21 protein-coding genes and 1 pseudogene are annotated in these 22,310 nt (G+C 44.0%); 1 reads left to right on the forward strand and 21 read right to left on the reverse strand.

The features are described 5' to 3' along the window. Window positions 1-422: 422 nt before the first annotated feature. The 4 genes from NST70_RS14610 to NST70_RS14625 form a co-directional block, all read right to left on the reverse strand. Window positions 423-1,502, reverse strand: a complete 1,080-nt coding sequence (locus tag NST70_RS14610; RefSeq protein WP_013860503.1) for a PRK06851 family protein — start codon at window positions 1,500-1,502, stop codon at window positions 423-425. 137 nt (window positions 1,503-1,639) lie between these two features. After that, entirely contained in the window at window positions 1,640-2,689 is a 1,050-nt protein-coding gene (locus NST70_RS14615) for a 2,3-butanediol dehydrogenase (RefSeq protein WP_014097057.1), read from the reverse strand. A gap of 520 nt (window positions 2,690-3,209) precedes the next feature. Next, window positions 3,210-4,355: a glycerate kinase gene (locus NST70_RS14620; protein WP_041818033.1), complete on the reverse strand. Its 1,146-nt coding sequence runs from the start codon at window positions 4,353-4,355 to the stop codon at window positions 3,210-3,212. A 137-nt stretch (window positions 4,356-4,492) separates the two neighbouring features. Continuing rightward, entirely contained in the window at window positions 4,493-5,611 is a 1,119-nt protein-coding gene (locus NST70_RS14625) for an RNA-guided endonuclease TnpB family protein (RefSeq protein WP_014095882.1), read from the reverse strand. An 87-nt stretch (window positions 5,612-5,698) separates the two neighbouring features. Between NST70_RS14625 and NST70_RS14630 the strand changes: the two genes are divergently transcribed. Then, window positions 5,699-5,839 carry a ribbon-helix-helix protein, CopG family gene (locus NST70_RS14630; protein WP_003352379.1) on the forward strand — a complete coding sequence of 47 codons (141 nt, stop codon included), beginning with the start codon at window positions 5,699-5,701 and terminating at the stop codon, window positions 5,837-5,839. Between the two features lie 162 nt (window positions 5,840-6,001). On the opposite strand, the gene rbsB is transcribed toward NST70_RS14630, so the two are convergent. The 17 genes and pseudogenes from rbsB to NST70_RS14715 all read right to left on the reverse strand — a co-directional run bounded on the left by rbsB (window position 6,002) and on the right by NST70_RS14715 (window position 21,903). After that, entirely contained in the window at window positions 6,002-6,922 is a 921-nt protein-coding gene (gene rbsB, locus NST70_RS14635; protein ID WP_013860507.1) for a ribose ABC transporter substrate-binding protein RbsB, read from the reverse strand. A 15-nt stretch (window positions 6,923-6,937) separates the two neighbouring features. Beyond that, the gene (rbsC, locus tag NST70_RS14640; RefSeq protein WP_013860508.1) at window positions 6,938-7,882 is read right to left on the reverse strand and encodes a ribose ABC transporter permease; all 945 of its coding nucleotides are present in this window, start codon (window positions 7,880-7,882) and stop codon (window positions 6,938-6,940) included. Further along, a complete protein-coding gene (locus NST70_RS14645; RefSeq protein ID WP_061577689.1) occupies window positions 7,866-9,365 on the reverse strand; it encodes a sugar ABC transporter ATP-binding protein in 1,500 nt (499 codons plus the stop codon). Before NST70_RS14645 ends, rbsC begins: the two co-directional genes overlap by 17 nt. A gap of 57 nt (window positions 9,366-9,422) precedes the next feature. Next, window positions 9,423-9,815: a D-ribose pyranase gene (gene rbsD / locus NST70_RS14650; protein WP_041819467.1), complete on the reverse strand. Its 393-nt coding sequence runs from the start codon at window positions 9,813-9,815 to the stop codon at window positions 9,423-9,425. Further along, window positions 9,815-10,696 (reverse strand): ribokinase, encoded by an 882-nt coding sequence (rbsK, locus tag NST70_RS14655; RefSeq protein ID WP_342475400.1) that lies wholly within the window; start codon window positions 10,694-10,696, stop codon window positions 9,815-9,817. Before rbsK ends, rbsD begins: the two co-directional genes overlap by 1 nt. A gap of 2 nt (window positions 10,697-10,698) precedes the next feature. Continuing rightward, a complete protein-coding gene (locus NST70_RS14660) occupies window positions 10,699-11,676 on the reverse strand; it encodes a LacI family DNA-binding transcriptional regulator (RefSeq protein ID WP_035183435.1) in 978 nt (325 codons plus the stop codon). 493 nt (window positions 11,677-12,169) lie between these two features. Continuing rightward, window positions 12,170-12,445, reverse strand: a complete 276-nt coding sequence (locus tag NST70_RS14665; RefSeq protein WP_014097048.1) for a hypothetical protein — start codon at window positions 12,443-12,445, stop codon at window positions 12,170-12,172. Beyond that, window positions 12,442-12,724, reverse strand: a pseudogene (locus NST70_RS14670) (hypothetical protein). Before NST70_RS14670 ends, NST70_RS14665 begins: the two are co-directional and overlap by 4 nt. Then, on the reverse strand, window positions 12,721-13,614 hold the full coding sequence (locus tag NST70_RS14675) for a DUF4351 domain-containing protein (RefSeq protein WP_342475401.1): 894 nt from the start codon (window positions 13,612-13,614) through the stop codon (window positions 12,721-12,723). Before NST70_RS14675 ends, NST70_RS14670 begins: the two are co-directional and overlap by 4 nt. 216 nt (window positions 13,615-13,830) lie before the next feature. After that, window positions 13,831-14,319, reverse strand: a complete 489-nt coding sequence (locus NST70_RS14680; RefSeq protein ID WP_014097045.1) for a pyridoxamine 5'-phosphate oxidase family protein — start codon at window positions 14,317-14,319, stop codon at window positions 13,831-13,833. A gap of 198 nt (window positions 14,320-14,517) precedes the next feature. Then, window positions 14,518-14,781 (reverse strand): hypothetical protein, encoded by a 264-nt coding sequence (locus tag NST70_RS14685; protein ID WP_017550090.1) that lies wholly within the window; start codon window positions 14,779-14,781, stop codon window positions 14,518-14,520. Between the two features lies 1 nt (window position 14,782). Continuing rightward, window positions 14,783-15,772: a DUF4351 domain-containing protein gene (locus NST70_RS14690; protein WP_342475402.1), complete on the reverse strand. Its 990-nt coding sequence runs from the start codon at window positions 15,770-15,772 to the stop codon at window positions 14,783-14,785. Window positions 15,773-16,151: 379 nt separating this feature from the next. Beyond that, window positions 16,152-16,766 carry a DUF1775 domain-containing protein gene (locus NST70_RS14695; RefSeq protein WP_014097042.1) on the reverse strand — a complete coding sequence of 205 codons (615 nt, stop codon included), beginning with the start codon at window positions 16,764-16,766 and terminating at the stop codon, window positions 16,152-16,154. Window positions 16,767-16,934: 168 nt separating this feature from the next. Beyond that, window positions 16,935-18,581, reverse strand: a complete 1,647-nt coding sequence (locus tag NST70_RS14700; RefSeq protein ID WP_342475403.1) for a copper resistance protein CopC — start codon at window positions 18,579-18,581, stop codon at window positions 16,935-16,937. A 411-nt stretch (window positions 18,582-18,992) separates the two neighbouring features. Further along, entirely contained in the window at window positions 18,993-19,916 is a 924-nt protein-coding gene (locus NST70_RS14705; RefSeq protein ID WP_014097039.1) for a PfkB family carbohydrate kinase, read from the reverse strand. Between the two features lie 53 nt (window positions 19,917-19,969). Beyond that, window positions 19,970-20,689 carry a ribulose-phosphate 3-epimerase gene (gene rpe / locus NST70_RS14710; protein WP_017552347.1) on the reverse strand — a complete coding sequence of 240 codons (720 nt, stop codon included), beginning with the start codon at window positions 20,687-20,689 and terminating at the stop codon, window positions 19,970-19,972. Between the two features lie 218 nt (window positions 20,690-20,907). Beyond that, complete coding sequence (locus NST70_RS14715) at window positions 20,908-21,903, reverse strand: LacI family DNA-binding transcriptional regulator (protein ID WP_342475404.1); 996 nt, start codon at window positions 21,901-21,903, stop codon at window positions 20,908-20,910. Between the last annotated feature and the right edge of the window lie 407 nt (window positions 21,904-22,310).

Genomic DNA, 22,310 nt, shown 5'->3' on the forward strand with positions numbered 1-22,310 from the left:
CACCCTCACCCAAAATACTATATTTAGTATTGATTTCCGAGACAACTAACTACATATAGTATCCTACCATAGTGTGTTTTGGATTTCAATACGAAAGGGGGAGCGTCTCCGGAAAACGATTCGGGTCTTTCTTTTTCCCTTTTACGCTGGAAACCGGGAAACCGTAATGTTTTTCAACAAGACGATAGCCCCGTGGGGAATCATGTGTTGCCTTATGGAGGCAAATCGGTACCTGGGGAATCGCGTGATGCCTTTCCTTACTATCCTGGAAAATTGCACAGGCTGATTTTCATTCTTCTGCTGGTGCCGCGTTCACTGGGCATGAGAATCTACTTTGAAAAACACGAGCCTTCCCGAAAAACCCCGCAATGCCTTACATTTCCTCAAAAAAATGCCGCATTTCCCGGCGGCATCCCATTTTATCACGATTGCGTTTGCAGGCGTTCAGCTTCCTGGATACCTTGATTGATCTTGAGATAGATCTGGTCCGCTTTTGCGAAGTCCAGTGCCTCATCATAGTACATTTCCAGTTTATCGTTCAGCACTTTTGCCTCGTGCAGCCAGGCGGTCCCTTCTTTCATTTTGTCTTTGTACCGCTTATGGGCAGCTTGAATTTCGTTTGCGTATTTTTCATCCGTACCCGGCGTCACCGCAGCCGCGTACATATCTATCACTTCGTCCCCATTTCGCTCAGGGAAATATTCGTGCGGATCGGTGCTGTCAAAAATGCAAAACCCGAGTTCCCTGACGATGACCATATCAAGGCTGTTTGGATCAAATCCGCAATGGTAAATCTCAGTCGTGAATCCTTTTTCTGACGCTTTGGCCGCAATTTTTTTCAGCATTGTGGATTTGCCGGTTCCGGCCCGCCCCTTTATAAAATAGCGTTTCGATAGCCCCTCCGTCAGATTTGGGATAAAGTCAACTGCTCCGTTTGGTGTGGCTGCCCCGAGAAAACGGTGGTATACCGTTGCGCTCCCGCCCCCGGTTTTCCCGCCAAATAGCTTTTCAATCAGCTGCTGTGTCACCTGGCCTGCCTTTTCAAAATCCATTTCTTTTAAGTAAATGGCCTCCAAGTCATCATGATGGCGCAAACTTTCCGCAAACGATTTGTACGCAGATTGATAGGCTTCCTGTATACGGCGATTCAGCTGTAATACCTCTTTTTCATATTTGGCGTCCAATGCGTCCTCCAGGATCATAACCGATCCATTTGCTTTCGGTTCAATCGCATACGGCGCATTCCCATCCACCACTCCTGTTTTTAATCCTGGAATCATCAGGCCATCCAGCGAATCAGGGGCAGACGGGCAATGAATCAGTTCAAGATCATAACCTTTTTGCTTCCACGCTTCCGCCAGTTTTTCCATGATGTATGATTTCCCTGTCCTGCCATTTAAAATAAACACGCGATCCAAACCCTGCAAACTTGAATCCAAATAATGCGCAAACCCTTTCCCGGTATTGCCGCCTGCAAAATAATGTAACACTTTTCTAGCCATATCCCGCCACTCCTCTGTTTGGATAATTAACGGTTTTCCACATTAGCCTATGCGCCCCGCAAAAAGGTTGTGATTTCCTCTTGCAAAGAAAAGAGGCCGGCCCGGAATCAGCCCGGGGCGGCCTCTTCTTAAAAGGTTTATTTCTCCCCGCTCAATTTAACCAAAATTTTCGCCTGGGATTTGTCTTTTGTCAAAGCTTCGAAGCCTTTTTCAACGATTTCTTCCAATTGGATATGGCTGGTAACGACGTCTTGCGGTTTCAATTGGCCGGATGCAATCAGGTTAATCGTTTGTTGGAATGTTTTCTTCGTGTAAACAATCGATGCTGTAACGCTAACACCTGTATTCGTTAACTGCATCGGGTTCCATTCTATCGGGCGTGCAAAGATAGAAATGACATCGACAATCCCGCGTGCTTTCGTTGCATCAAGTGCTTGTTTGAAAGTCGGAGCAACGCCGGCCACTTCAAAGGATACATCTACGCCGCCCGGAACAAGATCACGGATGGTTTGGACGGCATCTTTTTCCCCGGAATTAATAATGTCGGTCGCGCCTGCTTTTTTCGCCAGGTTCAGACGAGGTTGCGACAAATCCGCCACGACAATCCGGCTTGCACCTGCCGCACGTGCTGCAACAATGGTCAATAATCCGATCGGGCCTGCACCAAAAATCGCAACCGTATCGCCAAATCTTAAACCACTATCTTTCACAGCCTGTACAGCAACCGCGCTAGGCTCAACTAATGCAGCTTCCTCCAAAGACAAGGAATCCGGCACGCGGTAAATATTATTTTCTGGAATGTTGGCGTATGCCGCAAATCCGCCATTGCTATGTAATCCAATAAAAGCGTAGCCGTCATAACGATCGAATTCATCCGGTTTGATTCCGCGGGTAATCGTCGGGTTAATAACAACCCTGTCGCCTGCTTTATACTTGGTAACTTTTGATCCGACTTCTTCAATCACACCGGCAAATTCATGCCCCATCGTGAGCGGCGCTTTTTCACCGGTAAATTCATTTTCTTCGCCAACAGGAATAAATACCGGCCCTTCCTGGTATTCATGCAAGTCACTGCCGCAAATCCCGGCCCATGCTACTTTTACTTTCACTTCATTCTCTTTTAACGGGCGCAATTCAACATCTTCTACACGAATATCTTTTTCTCCGTGCCATACTGCTGCTTTCATTTTTTCCACTCCCCTTGCCAAATTTTTAATTGAATATCGTTTATCATAAATATCCTATTTTTATAGTAAAATTGTTATATATAAATAGCAATTAATACGCTTACACCTCATGGATATCGCGTTAAAATAAGATAAAATTCCATAAAAAGCGGACTTTTATTTTAATCCAGTCAGACAAACATTCTTCCATAAAAATTTTAAAGAGTTGATAGAAAAAAATCCATTTCAGCTGTTTGATCTGTTCGAACTGGCATACCGGTTGCTACGCAGGTGAAAAGCGCAGCCTTTTTGCGGTCTGCGCTCGTTTGCGGCTTTGTATGGCGGTTTAGCTTGCGCAAATGGCTAACGTCCTGTACCGGAATTTTTAACGGCATCCATTGGTTTGCATCACCAGGGCGTCTATCCTGAAAATATACGCCGGCTGATTTTCGTTTTTCTGGTGGTGCCGTATTCACTGCGGCATGGGCATCTAATCACAGTTAACGGCTTGCTGCCGTTTCGTGAAAATATGATACGCCCTCTACTGTTTCGCTAGCACCAAAAGCCGCGCGATATTTTCGCATGTTCTCTCAATATTGGCAGCACCCGTTTGCAAAGCGTCTTCAAGCGCCATCGGGCGGGGCAGGATGCCAAAGATCGCATCAATGCCTTTTTCATATAAAACATCAATTTGTTCCCCGACATAACCGGCAACGGCAATTACGGGTTTCCCATGTTTTTTTGCTGCCCTGGCCACGCCATAAGGGGTCTTCCCGAACTGCGTCTGGAAATCGATGCTGCCTTCGCCGGTCAAAACGATATCAGCATCTTTTACTTTTTGCTCCAATCCGGTGTATTCCACGACAAGCTCGATGCCGCTTTTTAACACGGCATCCGTGAACACCATCAGACCGGCACCGAGGCCGCCTGCAGCCCCTGCCCCTGGGACCTCAGCAACATCTTTGCCAAGCTGTTCTTTGATGATGGCGGCATAATGCGAAAGGTTGGTATCCAAGAGCGCAACCATTTCTTTCGTCGCGCCTTTTTGCGGCCCGAATACATGAGAAGCGCCGTTTTCCCCGCATAAAGGATTGGTAACATCCGATGCGACAAAAATTTGCACCTCTTTCAAGCGCGGATCAAGGCCGGCCAAATCAATTTCCGCCAAATCCCCGAGTGCACCGCCGCCAAAAGGAAGCATCCCGCCCCTTTCATCTAAAAATTTTACACCGAGCGCCTGTGCCATCCCGGCGCCCCCGTCGTTTGTGGCACTGCCGCCAATGCCGATCAGAATCTGTTTTACTTTTTTGTCCAGACAGGCTTTAATCAGTTCTCCGGTACCATAGGTTGTGGTAACCAACGGATTTTTCGTTTCTTTTGTGACCAAATGGATGCCGCTTGCAGATGCCATTTCAATTACTGCCGTTTCCCCGTCTCCGAGAATCCCGTAACAGGCTGTGACCGGATGTCCGAGCGGCCCTGTGACGGTTTGCTGGTAAATCGTTCCGCCTGTTGCATCCACCAGCGATTGAACCGTTCCTTCCCCGCCGTCCGCCATTGGAACCTGAATGCAAACAGCATCCGGGATCGCTTTTTTAATCCCTGCTTCCATTGCGGCACATACCTCTTTTGCCGTCATGCTCTCTTTAAACGAATCCGGCGCTAATAAAAAGACTGGATTTTTCATCATTTCACCCCAGTGAACTACCCACCACTTATCAACCTTACGGTTTGATTGAAGTGGGGGCTTCTCGACTTATCGTTGCTTTTACTAGCCAACGAAAACTGACCGAGCTAACCCTCTTGTTCCAAGAGTTTTGTTACTTATGATAACGCTAATAAGCGTAATCCCTCATTTTTGATATTGATTGCTGAATTGTGATCGCGATCTAATACAAAGCCGCAAGAACATTTATATACACGTTCAGATAATGGCATTTCTTTTTCCTTGCCGCAACATGAACACTTCTTAGTGGAGGGAAACCACTTATCAATTTTCACAAGTTGTTTCCCTTGTTCTTTTAGCTTATACGCTAAGAAAGTAGTGAACATCCCCCAACCGTTGTCGTGAACGCTTTTCCCAAAGTGAAGGGCTTGAGACATCCCTTTCATGTTCAAGTCCTCAATCACGACAGCATCAAAGTTAGAAGCTAATTCTTTTGACTTATGATGAAGAAAATTCATGCGTTGGTTCGCCACTTTCTCATGTAACTTAGCCACTACTAGTCGTTGCTTGTTCCAACGTGCAGAACCTTTCTTTCTTCGAGAAAGAATTCGTTGTGCTTTTGCTAATTTATCTAAGGCTTGCCGATAGTAACGTGGGTAATTGGCTTTCTTACCCTGTTCACTCTCGACATATAGACCATCCATAGCAAAATCCAAACCAACAACTTTCTGTATTTTAACTGGACGAATATCTTTCTCATATTCTGTCAAAATTGAAATGTAGTACTTGCCTGTCTTTGTTTTAGAAATAGTGCAAGATTTGATTTTATAATCAGCAGGTATCTCTCTATGCTGTTTCATTTTTATTGGCTTTTTGATTTTTGGCAGTTTGATATGACCATTTTCTAGCTTAATATTTCCGTTGACCATATTAGTTGTATAGGATTGTTTTGCTTTACGATTTTTGAACTTTGGAAAATCCGCATTTCCTTCAAAGAAATTCTTATAAGCAGTCTGTAAGTTCATTTGTGCATTTGCCAAAGCTAAAGAATCCACTTCTTTTAGGAATGGAAATTCACTTTTATATTTTGCAGGAGTCGGAAACTTTTGCTTTTTAAGCAATTCTTTATCATCCTTGAACTTTTCATACGTTTCTTTGCGTTCAGCTAACATCTTATTGTAGACAAAGCGAACACAACCAAATGTCTTAGCTAATAATGCGGATTGTTCTTTGTTTGGTAACAAACGAAACTTGAAAGCTTTGTTTTGCTTGGCCATATCAATTCACCTCACTTTGTGCGGAAAAATTTCGTATATATTGATTATATCGTAAAAAATCCGTACAATCAATATGAGGTGATAATCATGAGAGAAGAGAAAGAACGTGTAGAAATTCGTATGCCTAAGACGATATTAGAAAAATTGGAGCAATATCAAAAAGAAAATGGGATTCCAACTAGAACAGCCGCAATCTTAGAATTGTTGAGAAAAGGATTGGAAAAATAACTTTGGCTAAAGCCAACCGAAATTCATCTTCCACCTACTCATTGGTGCGATTCGCACCTTCACATTCCTTGAGGATGGGAGACTTCTTTCGGAAAGCCGTTAAATAATCCTGCTGAACGAACCAGATACGCAAGGAGATCCAGTCCGTTCAGCAGGACAAACTTATTTTTCCTTTACCAATTTTAACGGCACAGCAATACGGCTTTTGACTTTTTTCCCTTTTAATATTTTGGACGCAGCCTGAACGGCTTCTTTTCCGATTAGCACAGGCTGTTGGGCAACTGTCGCACTCAACTGTCCTTGTTTAACAGCTTTTAATCCATCATCCGTTCCGTCAAATCCCACCACAATTATATTTTTTCCTGAACTTTTAATCGCTTGGATGGCCCCTAAAGCCATTTCATCATTTTGGGCAAAAACAGCCTGGATGTCTTTGTGCCCTTGCAAAATATTTTCCATTACGTTCATGCCCTGCGTACGGTCAAAATTAGCTGTTTGTTTCGTAACAATATTTAATTCTTTATCTGCAATGGAGTCAAATCCCTGTCCCCGTTCACGTGAAGCAGATGCACCGGGTGTTCCCTGCAACTCTGCAACTTTTGCATTTTCCCCAACCTTGCTTATGATATAGTTTGCTGCCATCTTTCCGCCTTTCACATTATCTGAAGCAACTAAAGTTTCCACTTTCCCCTTATCTGCAGACCGGTCAAGCGTAATCACCGGAATGCCGATGTGGTTCGCGCTTTCAACTGCGGATGAGACAGCCGCAGAGTCTACTGGATTGATGAGTAAAATATCCACACCCTGCTGGATAAGATCTTCTATATCATTAATTTGCTTAGCGGAATCATTTTGGGCATCTGCCGTAATCACTTTCATTCCCTTTTCCTTCGCTTCCTGGAGCACGCCGTTTTTCAATGAAACAAAGAAAGGATTATCCAAAGTAGAAACACTTAAGCCGATTTTCATATCCTTTAATTCTTTATGATGGCCCGGTTTTGCCCATGACGGCGGTTCCATGGAACAGGCAGCTAAAGATAATATAAGCAAACATACAGTCATCATTTTCATCATTTTTTTCATTATCTGCACCCCGCTTTACGATTTTTTCCGGTCAATTAAGACGGCAATTAAAATGACGACCCCTTTTACGACCTGTTGGTAAAAAGAAGAGACTCCCAGAATGTTTAATCCATTGTTTAATGTACCAATAATAAGTGCACCGACCAGTGTGCCGAAAATTCTTCCTTTGCCGCCTGACAGGCTTGTCCCGCCCAAAACAACCGCTGCAATCGCATCCATTTCATAAGAAGTGCCTGCTGTCGGCTGGGCCGAATTGAGACGCGAAGTTAAGATGGATCCGGCAAGTGCTGCCAATAACCCCGCCAGACTGTAAATTAACCACTTCACCCGGTCTACTTTAATTCCGGAAACAAGAGCAGCTTTTTCATTTCCGCCCACTGCATATGTTTTTCTGCCAAAAGAAGTTTTGTGCAAAATAAACCATAAAATGAAAAATGTGATAACCATCGTAATGGCAGGAACCGGAATGCCTAAGAAATAGCCGCGGCCAAACAACTGGAATGCTAAGTTATCGCCAAGTCCGGTAATCGGATTTCCGTTTGTATATACCATTGTCAAACCGCGGTATATCGTCATGGTTGCCAATGTTGCAATAAACGGGGCGACTTTTCCTTTTGTAATAAACAAACCGTTCACAGCGCCCAACAGCGCACCGATGAGGGCTGAAAGAACGATCGCCAGAATGGGATTCAGGCCTGCAACAATCATTCCTGCCATGAGGGCACTGGATAATGCCAGTGTTGAACCAACAGATAAATCGATTCCGCCGGTTAAGATCACAAAAGTCATGCCAAATGCGATCAATGCGTTAATCGATACTTGCCGCAATAAATTAAGCAAATTCAAAGGAGCAATAAATGAAGGATTCAAAATGGCAACAACAATAAATAACAAGATAAAAGCAAGTAATGGGCCGAGTTTTTGCAGAACAACTGTGCTTTTTTTAGTTGCTTGTTCCATGTTTTTTTCCTCCCGTCGCTAAGAACATGATATTCTCTTGTGTAGCTTCCGCTTTGTCCAATTCGCCGGCAATTTCTCCTTCATGAATAACAAGAACCCGGTCACTCATCCCAAGGATTTCCGGCAATTCAGAGGAAATCATGATGATGGCCATACCCCTTTCCGTTAATTCATTCATCAAATAGTAGATTTCACGTTTTGCGCCTACATCAATTCCTCTTGTCGGTTCATCAAGAATCAATACTTTTGGGGCTGTTCCGACCCACTTTGCAAGAACCACCTTTTGTTGGTTACCGCCGGATAGATCCCCGGCAACTGTTTCTGAGGAAGCGGTTTTAATTTTCAGCCGCTGAATCATCATGTCGACAAATGATTTTTCGTCAGCCGCTTTTATCACGCCATTTGGAGCAAAGCTTTCTAGGTTTGACAGTGCAATATTGTCACGAATTGTAAAATCAAGAATCAGCCCCTCATCTTTCCGGTTTTCTGTGATAAAAGCAATTCCTTTTTGTACTGCATCACTTGGATTTTTAATCCGGACCTTTTTCCCTTCAATAAAAATTTCGCCGGCATCGCAGGGGTCAATGCCAAATAATGCGCGCATAATCTCTGTTCTTCCTGCCCCCATTAACCCTGCAACCCCAAGGATTTCCCCGGACCGGACCGAAAAATTGATGTCCTTGAATTTTTGCCGGCTGGAAAAATGGCGGACTTCTAAAATCGTATTTCCTTGGCGGGCTGTTCTTTGTGGAAATTGCTCTTCTAAATCACGGCCCACCATTTTTCTAACGACTTCCTGATAACCGGTATCTTTCGTCCGTTTTGTATCGACTGTTTTACCATCCCGCATCACTGTAATCCTGTCGCTAATTTGAAAAATTTCATCCATTCTGTGAGAAATATAGACAATCGAAACATGATTCTTTTTCAGTGATTCGATGACAGAAAATAAAGATTGAATCTCACGGTCGGTTAAAGCAGCCGTTGGTTCATCCATAATCATGACTTCAGCATCTGTGAGCAAGGCTTTCGCAATTTCAATCATTTGTTGTTCGCCTACCGAACAGGCACCGGCCAGCCGGTCAAATGGCAAAGAAATGTTTAAACGATCGAATACGCCTTTTGCTAGCGCTTTCATTTCCTTCGTTTTTAAAACACCAAAGGGACGTGTTATTTCTCTTCCAATATATAAATTTTCAAGGACAGTCATTTCGGGCCAAATATTTAATTCCTGATGGATAAATGCAATGCCGGCCTGTTCCGCCTCTTTTGGATTTTGAAAAAATGTTTCTTTGCCATTCATAATAATTTTGCCTTTATCTTTTTGATGGAGGCCTGTTAAAATATTCATTAAAGTTGATTTTCCAGCACCATTTTCCCCCATTAATGCATGGACCTCGCCGGGCAACAGCGAAAAATTTACCCCTTCAAGCACCTTATTGGCACCAAAAGATTTATAGATGTCATGCATTTCAATTTGCATCGGGTTCCCTCCCTTTATTTCTGGCATCCTTTACTTTGTTCTAAAACAGCTGCATTCTTAGAAAAAGACACCCGCCTGTAAAATGCAATTTGAATAAGCCGTCATTTCCCCGGTACGGATAACCGCTTTTGCTTTTTCTGTCATTTTTTTGAAATCCTCATGTGGAACGAATTCTATCAAATTCGGAAATTGTTCATTTAAAAACGCCAGCTGGCCCGGGTTTCCGTCTTTCACTTCTTCTGCCGCAATGGCTTTTTCTATCACCATGTCATCACAGACAGCCTTGACCACACTTTTAAACGAAGGGGTTCCCGGAGTTAATGCAAGATCAATTTTTGGCACGCCTTTAGGAACCGGCAGCCCGGCATCGGCAATCACAAGCCAATCTGTATGTCCCAGGTCTGCCAAGACTTTTGTAATCGAGCTGTTCAGCATTCCGTGCTTTTTCATCATTCTTTCCTCCCGTCTACTTCTTCGCGGGTGGGCATGCCGCCCTGTGCCCCGAATTTTGTCACCGACAACGAGGCAGCACGGTTTGCAAACAGGAGCGCTTCTTTTATTTCTTTCCCTTCTGCAACGGCTACTGCAAATGCGGCATTAAAAGTATCACCGGCTCCAGTGGTATCCACTGTTTCAACTGGAAAACTTGGCACGACAATCTCTTCTCTTCCGTCATAAAATCTTGCCCCGTTTTTCCCTTCTGTAATGATTAACTGGTTTGGATGCCGTTTTAATGCTTCGGACCTGTCTATCCCGTTGAAAAGGAAATTGCACTCATGCTCATTTGGCGTCAAGTATGCTGTTTTTTCAAGAATGGCTGGGGAAATTTTTCGTGCCGGTGCAGGGTTTAACAAGAGCGGAATCTGTTTTTTTTCACAAAGTTTCGCGACATATTCAACCGTTTCATATGGGATTTCTTGCTGGATTAAGACAATAGCAGAGCCTTCAAATGCTTCTTTTGCCTTTTCCACATAATCCGGTGTAACAAAATCGTTTGCTCCCTTGATAAAAATAATACTGTTGTCCCCTTCCGCCAACGTAATATGCGCGGTACCGGAACTGCAATGTGTAACCGGTTCCACATATTGTGTAGAGACATGATTTTGACGCAAATTTTCAATTAAGGCCGGACCATACACATCATCCCCAACACAGCCAACCATGTTTACCTTTGCCCCAAGCCTTGCCGCAGCAACGGCCTGATTTGCTCCCTTTCCGCCCGGCACCGTCTTAAATGAGTGCCCTAAAATGGTTTCTCCTGCCTGTGGCCTTCTGTCAGCTGTCACGACGAGATCCATTGAGATGCTTCCGACCACTGTAATTTGCACCATTTCTATCCGCCTTCCTTTCTTGTTGTTTCCCTGTCTTTAAATGCAATCGAGAGTTTGATCTTCTTTTTCAAATTTGTCTGTTGATGCATGCATTCCAGCAAAAGTTTGGCAGCTTCCATTCCCATCTCATAAGCCGGCTGATGAATGGTAGAAAGCGCAGGGTATACAAGCTGGCTGATGGGAATATCGTCAAAGCCGATGATTTGCAGTCCATCGGGAATTTTTTTCCCTCTTGCCAATGCCTCCCGCAAGACAGCTGCAGCCACCATATCATTGGCTGCAATGATTCCATCTGTATCCGGGTAACAGTCAAACAGCTGCTTTGCTGTTTCAAGGGCATGATGATACGAAAACGCGGTGTTCAATACTTGAAACCTTGCACTGGACCGGCCAAGTTCAGTTAACGCCGCCAAAAACCTTTCCTGGGCAGTGCGCAAATGATGCGGTCCTCTCATCAGTGTGATATTGCGGCTTCCCCGTTCGAGCAAAATTTGCGCAGCCAATTTTCCCCCAGCTTCCTGATCCGCGCAAACGGAAGGAAAGTCATCCTGAATTCGGTCTAGCAATACAACAGGAATGTCCAAACCGGCCCACTGTGAGATGTCATCGCTTGATGTACTGATAATCCCCATCACATTATGCTGTGAAAAGGCTTCTATATAATTCACTTCCTTCTCACGGCTTTCATCACTATTGCCAATCATGACATGGTACCCTTCTTCCTGGAAGAAATCCTCCACGCCCCTGGCAATCTCGGGGAAAAAAGGGTTTGTAATATCCGGGATAACAAGACCGATCAGCTTCGATTGATGGTGATAAAGTGAACGGGCCACTTCGTTTGGTTTGTACGCTAATTTCCGGATGGCAGCCTCAACTGCCTTCCGGGTATTTTCATTGACATATCCCTTTCCGTTCAGCACGCGGGATACCGTCGCCACCGACACACCCGCTTCACTTGCCACATCTCTGATCGTTGCCAAATGCCTCACCTTTCCTGTGTAACCGGTTACAGACAGTATAATATATCTCGCGAAAAAATTCAATCCATACACGGTGATTTTAATGAGCTCCAAACAGCAATGGAATTTTCTTTGTTTAAAAGATTGCTTATAAGCGCGTGCCCAGATTTGAAAAAGTGCTAGGGACTTAAGCTCCGGTCATGGCAAGGTAACGGACTGCCTCCCGCAAGAAACAGCCCGTTTTTAACGGATACCTGACTTCCAGCTTATGCATGTTCCAATCGCTGTTTTATTTTTTTCTACTTCTGTGTGGCTGAGCTCGTTCATGTCAACAATCAATTGTGGCTCCACGCCATTCTTGAGCATCCCGGTCACAATGGTTTGTAAGAATGCCTTTCTGCCCTTCCTTATACTCCTTTTTCAAATAATTCTTTAAATCCCTCCTTAAATCCCTCTTTAAACCCATCTTTAAATCCCTTTTCATACCCGAGGTCATAATAATAGTTCGGCAAGTCTAAAACAACTTCTTTTCCATCCACACCAGGCAGCCTGACTTCCATCTTATGAATGCTCCAATTGTTGTTTTATTTTTTCCACTTCTCTCTGGCTCAGGCCAGTTTTTTCCACAATTAATTGAAGCTCCATACCCTCCTGCAACATTTTGATGGCAATTGGGATCGTTTGCAAAAAATTCTTTTCTTTTTTCTTCTCTCCCCCTTCTTATGCCGCGGTCAAAATAGGGATTCGGCAGCTTCAATACTTGCTCTGCTTCGTCATAACTCGGGTTCAAGGCTTTCCCCCTTCTATCTGCCTTTTGATTTTCATGATCTCGTCTTCACTCAAGCCAGATGCCTGGACAATGACCTTCACATCCACTTGATTTTTTAGCAAGTTAACAATAAATCTTCTTAACCTTTTTTCCTTCTTCTCTTTCTTCTTCTCTTTCTTCTTCTCTCCCCTTCTCTACTCCTATTTCAATTCCTTCCTCTTTCCCCTTCTTATACCCGCGGTCAAAGTAAGAATTCGGCAATTTCAATACTTGCTCCGCCTCATCATAACTCTGATTCAAGGCTTTTCCCCTTCTATCTGCCTTTTGATCTTCATGATCTCGTCTTCACTCAAGCCGGATGCTTGGGCAATGACTTTTACATCCACTCGATTTTTTAGTAAATTGATAATCAATCGTTCTCTTTCTTCTTCTCTTCCCTTCTTATACCCGCGATCAAAATAGGAATTCGGTAATTTCAATACTTGCTCTGCTTCGTCCGGATCCAGCATTTTAATGTTTTCCATTACTTCCGCCTCCTCTTTTTCGTTCAATTTTAAATAATAATCAAAGAAACCGTGTAACAGCCTCATTTTTGCAGGGTCGAGTTCCATCCGGGCCAGCATCCGCAGAAACTCCAGTTTGACCTGCACCCGTTCTTTTTCTGTATACCCCATTTTGCTTAATAATGCCGCAGCAACAGGGTTGTTGCTCCGGATATAATTTCTCCAATTTTGCTTCATCAGATGAATGGATAAATAGTGAAAACGAAGAATTTCAATGTTGTGGAACGCAAAGGTGTACGTATCAGGGGTTTCTGTTTTCTCCTCGTAACTAAAAACGGCAATCGGCAATACCGGTTTCCGGTGCCGCAGACTGATCATCATGTAATAACGAAACATGCGTTCAGGAAAAGGTTTCTCGTAATACGACTGCGGCTCTACATGGATGAGAATCACCGTGTCTTTCCCTTTTACCTTCGTTTCGGCAAGGATGTCAACCCGTTTTTGCTCACCGCCCGGAAAGTCCGTAAACTGTTCCTGCGACAAAAACCTCACCCGGCGGTAGTCAAGATCCGTTGACACATCCGGAAAAAACGCCTCCATAAACTCCTGAAAAAAGTTTTGGATCAGCTCTTTAAAAAAACGATCATGCACGTGATAACCGGCATGTTTTTCCATTACAAGTTCCAATGGCAGCACTCCTTTTCTTATTTTTCAGTTTTATTTTAGAGGACGATTGTCCCTATTTCAATACCGACTATATAAGTTGAACTAAACATTTACTACTTCTCTATATGTTACCAAAATCAATGTCAATCGTGATCGCCATTGATTTTGGCACGAAAAACTTAAGTTCATTTTATATAGCAGAGATACAGGGAAGCCGGACTAACCGGCTCTTCTGTATTATTTAAATTTCAAAGTTTCGTTTAAATGGTCATCATCGGTCTCATTGCCAACCACTCTGTTAAAGAAATGAATGACCATCTTCGCGAAGTTTCCGGAATCCCAGTACTCGGCAGATTTCACATTCACTTTTAGCAATATTACGTTTGGATCATCGTAACTCGTTTTCAAGAGTTTCTCATAACCGGCGCTCCAATATTCTTTCTTCTTTGCGGGGTCTTCGACAATCTCGGCAGTGCCGCGGACGGACACATAAGACTTTCCAGCGTAGGTAACATTTACTTCACGGTTGTGTAAAATTTCATGAAACTTATCCGTATCTTTTTTTGTGAAAAACCACAAATCTCCATCAAACTCAACATCTTGCGTCTTCATTGGGCGTGCGACAAGGCCTTTGTCCGACATTGTAGTCAGCATGGCTGTGTCAATATCTTTTATTAATTCCCGTAGCTTGGAGACTGCTTCCCTATTTTGTTCAGCATTTCCCATGTCATCACCTCATTCTTTTACTTAAATTATTCCCTTAGGAACTTTGAAAAAACCGCAAACCATGGTCTTTTTAAATGAGTTTGAGTAACAGGGGTCTATCAGAGAAGACGAATTTCTTCACTTTCCAATCTGTTTTTATTTTTATGGGTTTACAATCAAACAGGTGATAAGAAGGGGCTATTGCTCCTACCCCTCTATCTACCTTTTGATTTTCATGATCTCGTCTTCACTCAAGCCGGATGCTTGGGCAATGACCTTCACATCCACTTGATTTTTTAGAAAGTTGATAATCAATCGTGTTCTTTCTTCTTCTCTTCCCTCCTTTACTCCTTCTTTAAATCCTTCTTTAAATCCTTCTTTAAATCCCTCTTTAAATCCTTTTTTATACCCGAGGTCATAATAATAGTTCGGCAAGTCTAAAACAACTTCTTTTCCATCCACACCAGGCAGCCTGACTTCCATCTTATGAATGCTCCAATTGTTGTTTTATTTTTTCCACTTCTCTCTGGCTCAGGCCAGTTTTTTCCACAATTAATTGAAGCTCCCTACCCTCCTGCAACATTTTGATGGCAATTGGGATCGTTTGTAACATTTCTTTTCTCTCTTCTTCTCTCCCCTTCTCTACTCCTATTTCAATTCCTTCTTCTCTTCCCTTCTCTACTCCTATTTCAATTCCTTCTTCTCTGCCTTCCTCTTTCCCCTTCTTATACCCGCGGTCAAAATAGGAATTCGGCAATTTCAATACTTGCTCTGCTTCGTCCGGATCCAGCATTTTAATGTTTTCCATTACTTCCGCCTCCTCTTTTTCGTTCAATTTTAAATAATAATCAAAGAAACCGTGTAACAGCCTCATTTTTGCAGGGTCGAGTTCCATCCGGGCCAGCATCCGCAGAAACTCCAGTTTGACCTGCACCCGTTCTTTTTCTGTATACCCCATTTTGCTTAATAATGCCGCGGCAACAGGGTTGTTGCTCCGGATATAATTTCTCCAATTTTGTTTCATCAGATGAATGGATAAATAGTGAAAACGAAGAATTTCAATGTTGTGGAACGCAAAGGTGTACGTATCAGGGGTCTCTGTTTTCTCCTCATAACTGAAAACGGCAATCGGCAATACCGGTTTCCGGTGCCGGAGACTGATCATCATGTAATAACGAAACATGCGTTCAGGAAAAGGCTTTTCGTAATACGACTGCGGCTCAACATGGATGAGAATCACGGTGTCTTTCCCTTTTACCTTCGTTTCGGCGAGGATGTCAACCCGTTTTTGCTCACCGCCCGGAAAGTCCGTAAACTGTTCCTGCGACAAAAACCGCACCCGGCGGTAGTCGAGATCCGCTGAAAGATCCGGGAAAAAGGCATCCATAAACTCCTGAAAAAAGTTTTGGATCAGCTCCTTAAACAAACGGTCATGCACGTGATAACCGGCATGTTTTTCCATTACAAGTTCCAATGGCAGCACTCCTTTTCTTATTTTTCAGTTTTATTATAAAGGACAAACGTTCGTTTTTCAATACTCATTTTTGCGTTTATCTCCCAATTTTTTAGAACGACTCACGTACATAAACAGAATCTGCCCGATTAGCCGTTTCTGTTAAGGAAGTGGGTAGCCAATCCAGGATATTGTAAACGGGGACCGCCTAAGCCTTTCACGCGATCCTTGTACTGCTGCTGATTACCACCTTTTCCGCCTGCACTTATTTGTTTTACCGAAAACGGGACTTAAATATGTGATATATAGCGGGAAACTTTTGCTTTACCGCTTTTCTGCCATTTACAATCCATGGAAGAAAACAGCGCCTGCCACCCTGAGCGATGACCGGCGCACATTATTACTTTTTCCGAAAGGCCATGATCAAGGCAACCAGTGATAGCACAACCGATACGATTGACAAGATGAGCGGCAGGGTGTTGGATGAAGAGCCGGATGTTTTGTCGTCGTTGGTTGTTGTATCATGGGTTTGGGCTTGACCGGTGTCCGAACCTTTTACTATTTTTGTAATTGAATGGGGGTTGTCGCCGTTTTTGTCCTGCGTCCACTCGACAATACTGCCGTCTTTGTAATATTGGTACGCATCCCAGGCGATTTCGGTCTCACGATTCGGGTTTGTAGCAACAATTGTAAACTGCTGGAACTGTCCCGGTAAAATGCCTTTTCCATCAGCCTTGAAAGTAAAGGTCTTGGTTTTTCCGTCTGAACCTTTTTCAGCTGAATAGGTCCAACCCGGCACCGGTTCATATGATTCAATTTCGACGCCCTTTGGTGTTTTAATTGTGACTTTGGTCGTTGGAATATTTTTTTCTGTCGGCACTTTAATCGTATAGGTTTCCCACGCGCCGGTTGTAGATGTGGCCGGGCTCACGGTTACGTGGGCACTTGCTACACCTGCAAACAGAAATAAACCGAAAAATGCCGGCAGCACGACTCTGGCAAACTTCTTCAACATTTTTCCTTTTCTCCTTTCATTGGAACCACTTTTTGAACGCCGTCTTTCCCTCTCAGTCAGGCTGGCTTGCGACACGAATGGAAAAATCCAAGTCAATCGTGTTCAAGTCTTTCCAAAACTTAGGCATGCACGTTCCAGCCTAATACAGAGAAACTGATCTTTTTTCCCTCAATCAGGCTGGCTGCCAACATGAACAGAGAAATCCGTGTCGATGGTATTCAAATCTTTTTTCAAAACGTGGACATGCACGTTCCAATGGCCTGCCATATTGAAATCCATTCCTTTTGCGCGGTAGTAACCGTCTTTGACTTTTTTCAATACTTTCGACTCGCTGCCCATTTCCATTTCAAGCGAAGTAAAAGTTAATGTCACTTGCTCGATATGCTCTATCGGCCGTCCATTGCGGTCTTTCAACGACAATGTAAATGTATTTTCCCCTATCACATTCGGAGTAGCCGAGAACGTCACTTCTTGTTGGTGGACAGTTTTCGTTTCTTTGAACGGTCCGGGTGCCGCCGTCGCAGTCGGTAAGTTTGTCAAAATGACAGAGAGGACAAGTACGGCAATCCCTGTTGCCAGTTCACCCGATACGGATGCAAAAAGTCCTTTTTTTCTGCTTCGCCTTCCGTTCCAAAAATTCAACGCGGCAAGCATGACCATCACGAGAAGCAACAGGATTTTAGCAAACAGCACTTTCCCATAAAAGGTCGTTACGAGTGATCGCAAGTTTGGCACATAGGTGATGCTGCCCAAAACGCCTGTCACAGCAAGAACAACGACAAGGGCAATACCCCATTTTGAAAATGCTCTGATCATCTGAAAATAATGCGGCTTTGTATTCTCATGCCTTGCCAATGGCATAAAGACGGAGAACATAGCCAGGCTGCCAATCCAAATTTCTGCCGAAAGCAAATGGAGAAAATCCAGCGTCACCTGCCATACAGGATGCGGGGCTGATGCAGCATGGCCAATCAACGCTTTGGTGAGCACCCATCCAAGCGCGGGAACGAGTGCTGCAAAAAACAAAGCGGGATTTTTCGTCTTTGAATGGAAAAATACCGAAGCAGCCAAGCACAGCAACAGGGCCATCTGTACCAGCCATATATGCCCAAAAGCCGTACTTGTCGTGAAGCTTTTTAATACGCCGGCATGAAGCACATGGCGCCATGAAGTCGTGAGTTCAATGGACGCCGTTAAAGGCAAGCTCAATAAAGTGCCCACAGCCAGGAACAAAATACCCATTTGCAGCATCTTGCCGGACGCTTTCTTTATATATGGATTGTGGCCGGCCTCCCGCGGAACAATGAGCAGGGAAAAGAAAAACATGCCGGCAATACACGCAAAACTGGCATATTGCAGCCAGCGGATCAAAATCAAGTCGATTTTGGGCGTATACCCTGTTTCCGTTCCGGAAGTGGATGGTTGCTTCGCCTCATGTCCGGATCCAACTTGAAAAGGAATAACGCCTTGGACAGGGTGCCCGTCACCGGAAACCGCTTTCCATTGAATTTGATATGTACCTTTTGGCAAATTTGTGCGCAAGCCGCATTCCAAAACAGCCCCATTGCGGGAGTTGATCCTTCCGTCTTTCCGGTCAACCCGCTTCCCATCCTCATCAAATACTTGAATGGAATAATTGACGGGCTGGATTTTTTCATCAAATTGGATGGTCACCTTTTTCGGCGGTGCTTTCCATACTTCATTTTCAGAAGGGCTGGATTTTACGATGTACGCATGTGCAGATGCCATGGAAGGTAAAAGTAGCACCCCGAACAAGAGCAAAACGGCAAATAAAAAATACTTTCTGGTCTTCAAATGAACCTCCCTCCTTTCAAAATGAGATCCGCGCGATTTTCCCACGATCAAATCCATCGTATACTTAGAAAAATGCAATAGATACCGGAGGACCGCTCCCCTAGGACAACCACTATTAGCTTAATATATGATTTCACGATTTACAAATGAGAAGGATTTTCAACAAGTGTTTGTGAAAAAGGAAGTACTTGCCACCCCCGCAATCTGCCAAACATCATTTGGCGCTTTACAGGTGACGGGTACTGTAACGGTAAATGCGTTCCTTTTCTGGGTTCGTTTTCCACATTTCAGTTCTTATGCTTTATACTCATCAAAAGCGATAGAATTTAAAACAAAAGACCTGGTTCCCTTCACATGAAAACCAGGTCTTGCCTTTATGGATCATTTGTCAATGCCTGTGGTGATTTGATCTCAACCGATTGTCAAGCCTTGATATTTTTTTATTTCTTCCAATGTTGGAATCGCGTCTTGTCCGCCGGCACGTGAGACTTTGATACCGGCCGCAACCGATGCAAACCGGGCCGCCGCCACAAGATCGTCCGTATCGATTAGCGCATCGGCAATGGCACCGGCATAGCAGTCGCCTGCCCCAACCGTATCAACAGCCTGCACTTGAATAGAATCGACAAAAGTGATTTTACCCTGCTGAGAAACAAGGCTGCCTTTGCTTCCCATTTTAACAATGGCATTCGGGACTCCGAGTTCATGAATCTTTTGAGCCGCAAGCAGCGCACTTTCTTTATCCGTCACTTTAATACCCGTGATCGCTTCCGTTTCCTGGCTGTTTGGCAGTACAAGATCAGCATATCGGAAAGCCTCCGGTGTAATGCCGCCAGCCGGTGCCGGATCGAGAATAACATACATGCCGCGTTGTTTTGCCAGCTTCATGGCTGCTAAAATCGACTCTTTGCTTGTTTCCATTTGTATCAATAAAATTTTCGCTTTCAAATTCGCGAAAGCTTTTTCAATATCTTGCCCGGTTAATGCTTCATTGGCGCCGATTGTGCCAACCATCGTGTTTTCCCCTGACTGGTCCACAAGTGCAATAAACGTCCCGGTTCCGGCTTTATCTGTCTTCATAACGCCGGTGACATCCACACCCCGGCTGCGCAAATTTTCAAGCATCTGGTTGCCTGCGCTGTCATTGCCGACCGAACCAACCATTGCAACCTTTTTGCCAAGTGTTGCTGCGCTGGCTGCCTGGTTGGCACCTTTGCCCCCCGGCAACATTTTAATCGATTGGCAAAATTCCGTATTCCCGTATTTCGGATAAGTTTCACAGTTTACCACAACGTCCATGTTAATGCTTCCTACCACCACAACATCGAATTCCATTGTCGGTTCCTCCTCTGTATGTCCGTTATTAATGATGCAATTGCCACAATGCCTCATCCATATATGCCGGCTGATTTTCGTTTTTCTGATGGTGCCGTGTTCACTGCAGCATGGGCGTCTAATAAGTTTCTCGTACGCTCCACATTTTCCCGCAGCGTGCCTTCCTTTTTAAACACGGCGCTTGTTCCGCACACATACATTGTGGCGCCGTTTTCTTTGCAGGCCGGAATCGTAGATGCACCGATATTCCCGTCTACCTCTATCTCAATATTAAATTTGTTGCGTGTGATAGTTTCATGGAGACGGGCAATTTTATCATACACAGCCGGAATAAATTTCTGGCCGGCAAATCCCGGATTCACCGTCATTACAACAACGTAATCGGTTACGTCATAGACATAATCCAGCACATCAAGCGGCGTTGCTGGATTAATGGCAACACCGGCTTTTAAACCCTTGTTCTTGATCCTGGCAAGTGCTCCCTGCAAATTATCGGTTGCTTCTGCATGAATGGAGATCATATCTGATCCGCAGTCAGCGAATAAATCAATGAATCTTTCAGGCTGTTTAATCATTAAATGTGTATCCAATGGTTTATCAGTCAGCTTTCGGACGGTCCGGATAAAATCGGGTCCAAGTGTGAAATTCGGCACAAATAAGCCGTCCATTACATCAAGATGGTAAAAATCAACACCGGCTTCATCCATCTCTTTTATGTTTTCTGCTAAACGTCCCAAATCTGCACACATCAAAGACGGTCCTATTTTATTCATCTTTTTCACTCCTCGTATAACCCCGCACCATGGGGGGTTTTTCTTTTTAAAACGGAAACCGAAACAGGGGCAACGCCCACTTACATGAAGCTAAAATTGAAAACCTTGCCCCGGACTCATCATTTCCTTTTTTGCTTAACAAATGGGGACGGAAATACCTTCTTCCAAAGAATCAAGGTGCGTTTTTCAGCCCTCCATCCCCCGGAACCTGCCGGCTATCAATCAACCGATGACTCCCGTACAACAAGTTCAGGTTTTACTTCATATTTCCTCGGTTTTTCGTTTTCGTTCCGGATTAACCGGATCAATTCCTCAATCGCCAGCCGGCCTGCCTTATGTTTTTGCTGGTCAACCGTCGATAACTGCGGCGTAGAGAATCGCGAAAACTGGATATTATCATAGCCAACGATTTTCATATCGGAAGGCACTTTTAACCCGGCTTCCGTACAAGCGCGGATGGCCCCTAACGCCATGGCATCGTTCGAACTGAAAATGCCGTCAAAGGACGCTCCGCTTTTTATCAGGCCTTTCACCGCTTCATATCCGCTTTCCATGCTGAAATTCCCGTAAACGACCTGTGGCACTTGCCCATGCCCATCCTCTTTTAAAACTTCCAGGTAGCCGGTTAAACGGTCATTTGCACTTTTTTCATCTTTCGGGCCCGACAGATGGACAATTTTACGGCATCCGCCTTCTTTTATAAGATGCCGTACCGCAAGCCTTGCTCCTTTTTTATGATCCACCGTAATGGAAGAATAAGGGTGGTCCGACTGCGACCTGTCGATGGTAATGGTACGGACTCCCCGGCTTTCAAGGAAATCGAGATCTTTTGTTTTCACGTACAGTGAATTAATAATCGCACCTGTTACATAGCTGCTTAGAACGGAATCCAAGTAGTATTTTACTTTTGAACGTTCATCATCGCTGTTGCATAAATACACATGGTAACCATAAGCATTGGCAGCTTCCTCAATCGCCTTCACCAATTCCGGAAAAAAAGGATTTTCCAACGAAGGAATCAGCAAAGCAATTAAGTTTGTATTTCCTTTTGATAAACTTTTTGCCAATGTATTAGGCTTATAGTTCATTTCTTCTGCTATTTTACGTACGCGTTCAATCGTTTCCGGGCTGGCTTCGCCTTTATTGTTCAAAATTCTGGATACCGTTGCCGTTGAAACACCAGCTGCTTTTGCCACATCGCGTATTGTTACCATGAGCATAAACTCCTTTTCGTCTTACGTAACCGATTACGTTACTAATGTAAGCCTTTTTCTTTATTTTGTCAACGGTTTCTTTTTGTAAAATCATTTTTTCTGTATATTTCCCGGTTTCCTTCTAATATTAGATGCTCATGACATATTAAATAGGGCACCCGCGGAAGAATGAAAATTAGCCGGTTAATATTTTCAAGAATTCGATTTACCAGCAACATGCATTTCAACAGCAGATATAAAATGAACTTAAATTTTTCGTGCCAACATTTAATGATGATCAGAATAGACATTGCTTCATATAAAGAAATAGTAATCACTTCTATAGCTGCAAAAAACGTTTGATTTCTCCTCTCCCTCAACTTTTGCGTACAAAGTTCTATGCATTTATGTTAGCAAAAGCCGCCAGA

This window comes from Weizmannia sp. FSL K6-0777 (genome assembly GCF_038593185.1).
GTDB lineage: Bacteria > Bacillota > Bacilli > Bacillales > Bacillaceae_C > Weizmannia > Weizmannia faecalis.

Excerpts from the sequence above, each read along its gene's own strand:
- rbsB (WP_013860507.1), bottom strand. The coding sequence starts at position 6,922 with ATGAAAAAAATGATGAAAATGATGACTGTATGTTTGCTTATATTATCT.
- NST70_RS14695 (WP_014097042.1), bottom strand. The coding sequence starts at position 16,766 with ATGTTGAAGAAGTTTGCCAGAGTCGTGCTGCCGGCATTTTTCGGTTTA.
- NST70_RS14685 (WP_017550090.1), bottom strand. The coding sequence starts at position 14,781 with ATGGAAGTCAGGCTGCCTGGTGTGGATGGAAAAGAAGTTGTTTTAGAC.
- NST70_RS14645 (WP_061577689.1), bottom strand. The coding sequence starts at position 9,365 with ATGCAAATTGAAATGCATGACATCTATAAATCTTTTGGTGCCAATAAG.
- NST70_RS14615 (WP_014097057.1), bottom strand. The coding sequence starts at position 2,689 with ATGAAAGCAGCAGTATGGCACGGAGAAAAAGATATTCGTGTAGAAGAT.
- NST70_RS14630 (WP_003352379.1), top strand. The coding sequence starts at position 5,699 with ATGAGAGAAGAGAAAGAACGTGTAGAAATTCGTATGCCTAAGACGATA.
- rbsD (WP_041819467.1), bottom strand. The coding sequence starts at position 9,815 with ATGAAAAAGCACGGAATGCTGAACAGCTCGATTACAAAAGTCTTGGCA.
- rbsC (WP_013860508.1), bottom strand. The coding sequence starts at position 7,882 with ATGGAACAAGCAACTAAAAAAAGCACAGTTGTTCTGCAAAAACTCGGC.
- NST70_RS14620 (WP_041818033.1), bottom strand. The coding sequence starts at position 4,355 with ATGAAAAATCCAGTCTTTTTATTAGCGCCGGATTCGTTTAAAGAGAGC.
- NST70_RS14715 (WP_342475404.1), bottom strand. The coding sequence starts at position 21,903 with ATGGTAACAATACGCGATGTGGCAAAAGCAGCTGGTGTTTCAACGGCA.
- NST70_RS14680 (WP_014097045.1), bottom strand. The coding sequence starts at position 14,319 with ATGGGAAATGCTGAACAAAATAGGGAAGCAGTCTCCAAGCTACGGGAA.
- rbsK (WP_342475400.1), bottom strand. The coding sequence starts at position 10,696 with ATGGTGCAAATTACAGTGGTCGGAAGCATCTCAATGGATCTCGTCGTG.
- NST70_RS14610 (WP_013860503.1), bottom strand. The coding sequence starts at position 1,502 with ATGGCTAGAAAAGTGTTACATTATTTTGCAGGCGGCAATACCGGGAAA.
- NST70_RS14625 (WP_014095882.1), bottom strand. The coding sequence starts at position 5,611 with ATGGCCAAGCAAAACAAAGCTTTCAAGTTTCGTTTGTTACCAAACAAA.
- rpe (WP_017552347.1), bottom strand. The coding sequence starts at position 20,689 with ATGAATAAAATAGGACCGTCTTTGATGTGTGCAGATTTGGGACGTTTA.
- NST70_RS14705 (WP_014097039.1), bottom strand. The coding sequence starts at position 19,916 with ATGGAATTCGATGTTGTGGTGGTAGGAAGCATTAACATGGACGTTGTG.